At 58.5% G+C, this 7,281-nt stretch carries 8 protein-coding genes; all 8 read left to right on the plus strand.

What is annotated here, in order from left to right; all coding sequences use genetic code 11:
• Positions 1-139: 139 nt before the first annotated feature.
• The 8 genes from L6639_RS38350 (at position 140) to tnpB (ending at position 7,214) form a co-directional block, all read left to right on the plus strand.
• A complete protein-coding gene (locus tag L6639_RS38350) occupies positions 140-1,654 on the plus strand; it encodes an amidase (RefSeq protein ID WP_128929747.1) in 1,515 nt (504 codons plus the stop codon).
• A 33-nt stretch (positions 1,655-1,687) separates the two neighbouring features.
• Positions 1,688-2,545 carry a branched-chain amino acid ABC transporter permease gene (locus L6639_RS38355; protein WP_128929746.1) on the plus strand — a complete coding sequence of 286 codons (858 nt, stop codon included), beginning with the start codon at positions 1,688-1,690 and terminating at the stop codon, positions 2,543-2,545.
• A gap of 4 nt (positions 2,546-2,549) precedes the next feature.
• The gene (locus L6639_RS38360; RefSeq protein WP_128929745.1) at positions 2,550-3,770 is read left to right on the plus strand and encodes a substrate-binding protein; all 1,221 of its coding nucleotides are present in this window, start codon (positions 2,550-2,552) and stop codon (positions 3,768-3,770) included.
• Positions 3,771-3,848: 78 nt separating this feature from the next.
• Positions 3,849-4,886, plus strand: coding sequence for a branched-chain amino acid ABC transporter permease (locus L6639_RS38365; protein ID WP_128929744.1), 1,038 nt, complete (start codon positions 3,849-3,851; stop codon positions 4,884-4,886).
• Positions 4,873-5,607: an ABC transporter ATP-binding protein gene (locus tag L6639_RS38370; RefSeq protein ID WP_128929743.1), complete on the plus strand. Its 735-nt coding sequence runs from the start codon at positions 4,873-4,875 to the stop codon at positions 5,605-5,607. The genes L6639_RS38365 and L6639_RS38370 overlap by 14 nt, the downstream gene beginning before the upstream one ends.
• Positions 5,600-6,301, plus strand: coding sequence for a branched-chain amino acid ABC transporter ATP-binding protein (locus tag L6639_RS38375; RefSeq protein ID WP_128929742.1), 702 nt, complete (start codon positions 5,600-5,602; stop codon positions 6,299-6,301). Before L6639_RS38370 ends, L6639_RS38375 begins: the two co-directional genes overlap by 8 nt.
• A 296-nt stretch (positions 6,302-6,597) precedes the next feature.
• Entirely contained in the window at positions 6,598-6,999 is a 402-nt protein-coding gene (gene tnpA / locus L6639_RS38380; RefSeq protein WP_128929741.1) for an IS66-like element accessory protein TnpA, read from the plus strand.
• A 23-nt stretch (positions 7,000-7,022) separates the two neighbouring features.
• The gene (gene tnpB / locus L6639_RS38385; protein WP_206733208.1) at positions 7,023-7,214 is read left to right on the plus strand and encodes an IS66 family insertion sequence element accessory protein TnpB; all 192 of its coding nucleotides are present in this window, start codon (positions 7,023-7,025) and stop codon (positions 7,212-7,214) included.
• Positions 7,215-7,281: the final 67 nt, after the last annotated feature.

The raw sequence follows: 7,281 nt of genomic DNA on the forward strand, positions 1-7,281 counted from the left end.
CAATATTACCCAACTTGCGTTGCGCACCTTCTGGGGCCGAGCGCCCTGCTGCGCTTTACCTACGGCTAATCTGATAAGCGGCCACGACAGAAGAACGCCGCGTGTCCCAATGACGGGATCAACCTTTCAGGAGAGCCGCGTGTCAGTTTCCCTTCCGACTCCCACCCAGCTTCTCGAAGTTGCCAAGCAGTGTGGTCTTTCGTTGACCGACGAAGATGTCGCCTCGTTCCGCGGTTTGATGCGGGGCTCGCTGGACGCATACAATCTCGTTGCCGCGATGCCCGACGAGTTGCCCGTGGTCAAATATCCGCGGACGCCCGGCTATCGGCCATCGCCAGACGAAAACACTCGCAATGCTTGGTACCGCAAAACCAACATCAAAGGCGCCGGCAGCGGAAAACTGAAAGGCAAGACCGTTGCCTTGAAGGACAACATTATGTTGGCCGGAGTGCCTATGATGAATGGCTCGGCCACCCTCGAAGGCTACGTACCCGATTTTGACGCCACCATCGTTACACGCATGCTTGATGCTGGCGCCGAAATTGTGGGCAAGGTTCACTGCGAAGCCTTCTGTCTCTCTGGCGGCAGCCACACCAACGCGACTGGCCCGGTCCACAATCCACACAAGATGGGCTATTCGGCCGGCGGTTCTTCCTCCGGAAGCGGGGTTGTGGTCGCACTACGCGAGGTCGACATTGCGATCGGCGGCGATCAGGGCGGTTCGATCCGAATGCCATCCTCATTCTGCGGCACGTACGGTATGAAGCCGACTTGGGGTCTCGTTCCCTATACAGGAATAATGCCGATTGAGATCTTTATCGACCACACCGGGCCGATTACGGCAACGGTGGCCGACAACGCCCTGCTACTCGAGGTGATCGCCGGCGACGACGGCTACGATTCGCGCATCAAGGCTCCGAAGGTGGATGAATACACCAAGGCCTTGGGTGCGGGCATCAAAGGGATGAAGATTGGTATCCTCAAGGAGGGCTTCGAGCAGCCGTCCGCAGAAGCTGCCGTGAACGAAAGCGTGCGTGAGGCCGCAAAGCGCTTCAAAGATCTCGGCGCGACCGTAGAGATCGTCTCGATTCCGATGCACCTTCTAGGCGCGGCGATCTGGACCCCCATCGGAACTGAGGGGGCTGTCCAGACCATGATGTTCGGTGACGGCTATGGTCTCAGCCGAGGCGATCTTTATCCAACCTCCCTGATGGATTTCCATCGCGGGTGGCGGCAGAAGGCGGACTCATTGTCCGAGACTAACAAGCTGTTTATGTTGTGGGGGACCTATATCAACAACACCTTCGGGTCCAGGTTTTACGGCAAGGCGCTCAACATCTCCCGCCGCCTCGCTACGGCATATGACAAAGCTCTCGAGAGCTATGATCTCCTCCTCATGCCGACGACGCCGATGAAGGCAACCCCGCTGCCGCCATCCAATGCCAGTCGCGAGGACTACTTCACGCGCGCGATTGAGATGTTCACCAACACCGCGCCATTCGACATTACGCATCATCCAGCTATGTCGCTGCCCTGCGGAATGGTCGACGGCCTGCCAGTGGGCCTAATGCTGGTCGGTCGCCACTTCGAGGAATCCACCATCTACCGCGCCGCCCATGCCTTCGAACAGATAGGCGACTGGAAGAAGATGTGAGGCCGAGACGATAGTGCGACTGGATCGCGGCATATGACTAGTGCATTCATGGCGGCATTCGAGATCCTGAGCTTCGGTGCGATTATCGTGTTGATCGTGCTTGGGCTAGGAATCATCGCGAGCATGATGGGCATCTTCAACTTTGCCCAGGGTGAGTTCGTCCTGCTCGGCGCTTATATTACTTATCTCGCCTATAGTCATGGTCTCCCGGTTTGGCTCGGTATGGCGGCGGCACCGATCTTAGTCGGATTGCTGGGTTTCGTACTCGAAGCGCTCATCATCCGCCGCTTCTATGCCGCACCGATCGTTGCAATGCTCGGCACCTATGCGCTCGGTCTTATCATCCGGGAGTCTGTGCGGGGCCTAATTGGCGGGTTTTATCTGACGGTTCCGGAGCCTATCGGTGGATCCATAGATATCGCCACGATACACATCTCAGCTTGGCGCTTTACGATTCTCGTGATCACGGCTTTGGTGATGGGGGGCTGCTTTCTGCTCCTGTCCCGCACAAGCTTCGGCTTGCGCGTTCGGGCGACCCTGGAAAATCCGGCGCTAGCGCGCGCCTCCGGGGTTTCGACGAATTTCATCTATGGCACCACCTTTGCCTTCGGCGCAGCTTTGGCCGGGCTCGCCGGGGCGCTTATCGTGCCGGTGTTCGATCTGTTTGCAGATCTCGGAATTCGCTTTCTGATCCAGGGATTTGTCGCCGTCATGCTTGGCGGTGTCGGCTCCTTTATGGGCCCAGTGGCAGGAGCCGGTATCATCGGCGCTCTCAGCGCGGCGCTGCCCTGGGTTATCCCTCCGGTCCTCGCCGATGTGCTCGTCTTCTTGCTTGCCATTGTTTTCATCAAGTGTCGGCCGCAAGGCCTCATCGCGCAAGGGGGAGTGTAGTCATATGGCTGTTGATCGACTCAATTTCACACGCCGTCGTTTCCTTTCGAACTTTGCCTTCACGGCCGGTGCAATCGCCACAGGAGCGAGTAGCTGGGTGATCCGTCCCGACTGGGCCAATGCGGCCGAAGGTCCCATCAAGGTCGGCATCGCGATCGATCTGACCGGCCCGATCGGCTTTGCCGGAAAGGCGGATGCCAACGTCGCCAAAATGGTCATCAAGGAGATCAACAATTCAGGTGGTCTTTTGGGCCGGCCGATCGAGCTGTACATCGAAGACACCGCCTCCAATGAATCGGTCGCTGTAGGCAACGTGCGCAAGCTGATCCAGCGGGACAAGGTGGACATGGTCCTAGGCGGCCTCGCGAGCTCAATGCGCAATGCGATCAAGGATGTGATCGTTTCTCGGGGCAAGACGCTCTATATCTATCCGCAATTTTATGAAGGGGGGGAATGCACGCCATACCTGTTCTGCAGCGGCGCCACACCGGCGCAGCAATGCGACACATTTATCCCGTGGCTGATCAAGAACGGCGGCAAGAGATTTGCCCTTCCAGGTTCCAACTACATTTGGCCGCGTAACCTGAATGCATATGCTCGCAAGTTAATCGAAGCCAATGGCGGCGAGGTCGTGTTCGAGGAGTATTATCCTTTAGACCAAGTGGATTTCTCCGCCACTGTCCACGCGATCATGTCCAACAAGGCCGACACCGTCTTTAACACCGTTATTCCACCCGGCGTCGGTCCTTTGTTCAAACAGCTCTATGAAGCGGGCTATCTGAAGAACGGCGGACGGCTTGCTGCCGTCAACGAGGACGAGAATTATCTCAGCCTCCATCCGGTCAATGAGATGGAAGGGCTTGCGAGTTGTCTCGATTATTACAAAGCCGTCGCCAAAGATGACCCGGTCTCCGCCAGAATTCAGGCTGCCTATGATAAGGACTATCCAGGCGATTCTCTATTTGCCGCGAGCAGTGCCGCTCCCAGTACATATCGCGGGCTGAAACTTTGGGAAGCTGCCGTCAAAGAGGCCGGAAAGGTCGATCGCGAGTCGGTTGCTGCGACGCTCGATCACGCAAAGATCGCGGAGGGTCCGGGCGGCCCCGCCGAGATGGTGCCGGGCAAGCGGCACTGTAAGATGAACATGTACACGGCCGTGTGCAAGAGCGGGGTTTTTCAAGTCGTGCAACGCAGCAATGGGCTTGTCGATCCCGGGCAATGTTGACGAATCACTGTGAAAGCGACAAGCGCGGTAGAGAGGCCATCGGTGCCCACGCTAGAAGTGAATTGTGCGACGGCTGACATGGCTGAAATCGCCTTTGCAGGACAGGTCAGTCGTGCACGACGTGTCCTGCTCATCATCGAAGGACTAGTGCTGATTGGAGCACTAGTCCTTCCGGTGATGCTTCACGACTATCTTACGGTGTTTGCCACTCGCGTTGTGATCCTGGCGCTCTTCGCTCTCTCGTTCGATCTGGTCTGGGGCTATGCCGGAATCATGAGCTTTGGGCAGGCCCTCTTCTTCGGCTCCGCAGGCTACGGCGTTGCGCTGCTTGCGCGCGACCTCGATATCACCTCAATCCTTTTGGTACTGCCGGCGGGCACGCTGATTGGCCTCGTATTCGCGCTGCTACTTGGTGGGTTCCTCCTACTCGGACGGCATCCGGCCAGCATGATCTTCGTTTCGCTCGGTACGCTCACCGGTGCCTATGCGGCGGATCGCCTCGCGCGTGGCTGGTACTATCTCGGCGGCCAGAACGGCATTCCCTCGATTCCGCCGATGACGCTCGGCTCCTACGAATTATCGGAAGGGTCGAACTTTTACTATCTGGCACTAGGGCTTCTTGTCATCGTCTACGTTGCATGCCGTTTCCTGGTGCGCTCGCAGTTCGGTCTTGCACTCGCAGGCCTCCGCGAGAACGAGCAACGCATTGCCTTTTTCGGCTACCGGACACAGCATCTAAAAGCCATAGTGTTCGCGATCGGTGGCGCCATCGCAGGCCTGAGCGGCAGCCTCTATGCCTTCCACGAGGGTTTTGTGTGGCCCAATATGATTGGCGTTGTCGTCTCCACGCAAGTCGTGCTCTACGTTCTGTTCGGCGGTTCCGGCACGCTGATCGGTGCGGTGATCGGTACGGCGATTGTCGAAGGTCTCTCCTTCTGGCTGTCGGACAATTACCGCGATATCTGGCCGATCATCCTGGGCGTGCTCCTGCTCCTGGTAATCCTTTTTCGGCCGCTTGGGCTTATCAGCCTGGTGTTGACGGAGCGCGAGCGGGTAGGCAGTTTCGCCGCCAAAGCGCAAGACAAGAAGAGGGCGCAGCATCATGCCGCTTCTTGAAGCTGCAGGCATTCGAAAGATCTTCGGCAAGCTCACGGCAGTCGACGGTGCGGCGCTCACCGTCCGCGAGAACGAGTTCCACGGGTTGATCGGGCCGAACGGCTCGGGGAAAAGCACGCTGATGAAGTGCATCGCGGGGGCGGAGGTACCGACGCAAGGCAAAGTCCGATTCATCAACACTGATATTACCACATTCACCCCCACCGAGCGCGCGCGCGCTGGCATGAGCCTGAAGTTCCAAATCACATCGGTTCTGCCATCCCTCACCCTCTACGACAACATCCTCCTTGCCCTGCAGGGGCACTGCTCTCTTTTTGATCTTGTGTTCTCGCGCAGCCGCAGACAGCTGCACGACCAGGTCATGATGATGCTCACCCAGTTTCGTCTTGCCGATCGTGCGTTCGATGCAGCAGCAGCGCTATCCCATGGCCAGCAGCAATGGCTGGAGATTGCGATGGCGCTCGCGGGAAAACCCCGGCTCCTGCTGCTGGACGAGCCTACCGGAGGCATGAGCCTGGAGGAGCGTCGCGTCACTGGCGAACTGTTGCGACCAATAAAGGAGCACTGCTCCCTCGTTATCGTCGAGCACGATCTCGATTTCATCCGCGACATTTGCGACCGCCTCACCGTCCTCGACCAGGGCCGTGTGCTGGCGACAGGAAGCGTCGCTGAGATCCAGGCTGACAAAAGTGTCCAGGAGATCTATTTGCGCCGTGCTTGAACAACGCTTTCTCGACATAAGACATCTCGACGCCGGTTATGGTCGCAGCCAGGTGCTGTTTGACCTGAGCCTCGACATTCCGTGGCGTGGTGGTACCGCCGTGCTTGGGCGCAACGGTGCAGGCAAGACCACGCTTATGAAAGCTATCGTTGGCGAGCTACCAAGCTGGAGAGGCGAGGTAGTCTTCGATGGCCACGATTTCAATCGGCTCCAGACCGAGCAACGCGTGCGCGCCGGCATCGGCTATGTGCCGCAAGAGCACTCAGTGTTCTCACGCCTTTCAGTGCGGGATAATCTTGCAATGGGCTCCCTCTTCAACACCGACGCTTCGGCGATCGATCGGGTCCTGGCGATCTTTCCCAAGCTCGGCCACCGCCTGGACCAGGCGGCTGGTACGCTTTCTGGTGGCGAGCGTAAGATGTTAGCGATCGGGCGCGCCCTCCTGGGGAACCCAAAGCTGCTGCTGCTGGATGAGCCGACCGAGGGCGTCTGGATCGGCGTCATCGAAGAGATTACCGAACGTCTCATTGAACTCGCCAAGGAAATCGCGGTCATCATCGTCGAACAGCACCTCGATCTCGCGTTGCGCGTGGCGAGCAAGGCCTATGTCCTTGATCGCGGCCGTATCGCACTACAAGGCGCTGCAGCCGATATCCGCACGAATCCGGAACTTCTGCGCTACCTCGCGCCTTAAGTGGCGCGTTCCAGATTGCTTTGACGGCCGACGCTAATCGTAGACCGGTTCGGCTGACTTCTCCCTAGATTTGAGCGGCTGTTTGGAAAACTCCAGCAGCGGAGTTTGCTGACTTGACCTCAGCAACTTGACGCGCCCGCTACGGGCTCACAGGCGCGCTGGGCCCCATTCTGCGTTCGAAGCGAGCCGACATTCTCGTCCACTTGAAAGTACGCCTCCGACGAGGACCGTCTTGCGTGACGGGTGGTAATTCGCGAAGCGTGTGACCTTAAGTCTAGCTTTAAGGTCATCAGGCGATGCGGGTCGAAGTTTTGGGCGGGCTTGAGCGGCGGCGGCGTTGGTCGCAGGACGACAAGGCACGGATTGTCGAGGAGACGCTAGTACCGGGCGCGAAGGTAACTGAAGTCGCGCGGCGCAACGGAGTAGCGGCCAGCCTGGTGTTTACCTGGCGTCGACAAGCACGGACATCGGAACAAGTTGCACCATCTTTTACGCCGGTGCAGATCGCCGCCGTAGCGGCCTCGGCTGAAGAAACTGCGAAGCTTTTGCCTACGGTTGATGGCCGAGTTCGCTCGGCGGCAGCCGCACGTACTGGATTGATAGAGATCGATCTCGGCAACCGACGGTGCATCCGGGTGGATGCGCACGTCGATCCGGAGGCGCTGGCGCGGGTCCTCGATGTGCTTGGACGCCGATGATTGCTGTACCAGGGAATGTGCGAGTGTGGCTGGCGACAGGCTACACGGATATGCGCAGAGGCTTCCTGTCGCTGGCCCTCCAAGTTCAGGAGGTGCTGCGCAAAGAACCGCTCAGCGGTCATTTGTTCGTCTTCCGCGGTCGCCGCAGCGATCTTGTGAAGGTGATCTGGCACGGTGTGCTGCAGAGCATGAAGGAGGTGAATAACCGAATTTGATGCGTACAGCTTTATGAGAGATGGAGGACGGCCCTCCTGCATCGGCGTTCCAGGCGCAGGTGCAAAA

This window comes from Bradyrhizobium zhengyangense (assembly GCF_022012555.1).
Taxonomy (GTDB): Bacteria; Pseudomonadota; Alphaproteobacteria; order Rhizobiales; family Xanthobacteraceae; genus Bradyrhizobium; species Bradyrhizobium zhengyangense.

What these genes read in the sequence shown, in the direction of transcription:
- L6639_RS38355 (WP_128929746.1), top strand. Translation starts at nt 1,688, where the DNA reads ATGACTAGTGCATTCATGGCGGCATTCGAGATCCTGAGCTTCGGTGCG.
- L6639_RS38360 (WP_128929745.1), top strand. Translation starts at nt 2,550, where the DNA reads ATGGCTGTTGATCGACTCAATTTCACACGCCGTCGTTTCCTTTCGAAC.
- L6639_RS38365 (WP_128929744.1), top strand. Translation starts at nt 3,849, where the DNA reads ATGGCTGAAATCGCCTTTGCAGGACAGGTCAGTCGTGCACGACGTGTC.
- L6639_RS38370 (WP_128929743.1), top strand. Translation starts at nt 4,873, where the DNA reads ATGCCGCTTCTTGAAGCTGCAGGCATTCGAAAGATCTTCGGCAAGCTC.
- tnpA (WP_128929741.1), top strand. Translation starts at nt 6,598, where the DNA reads ATGCGGGTCGAAGTTTTGGGCGGGCTTGAGCGGCGGCGGCGTTGGTCG.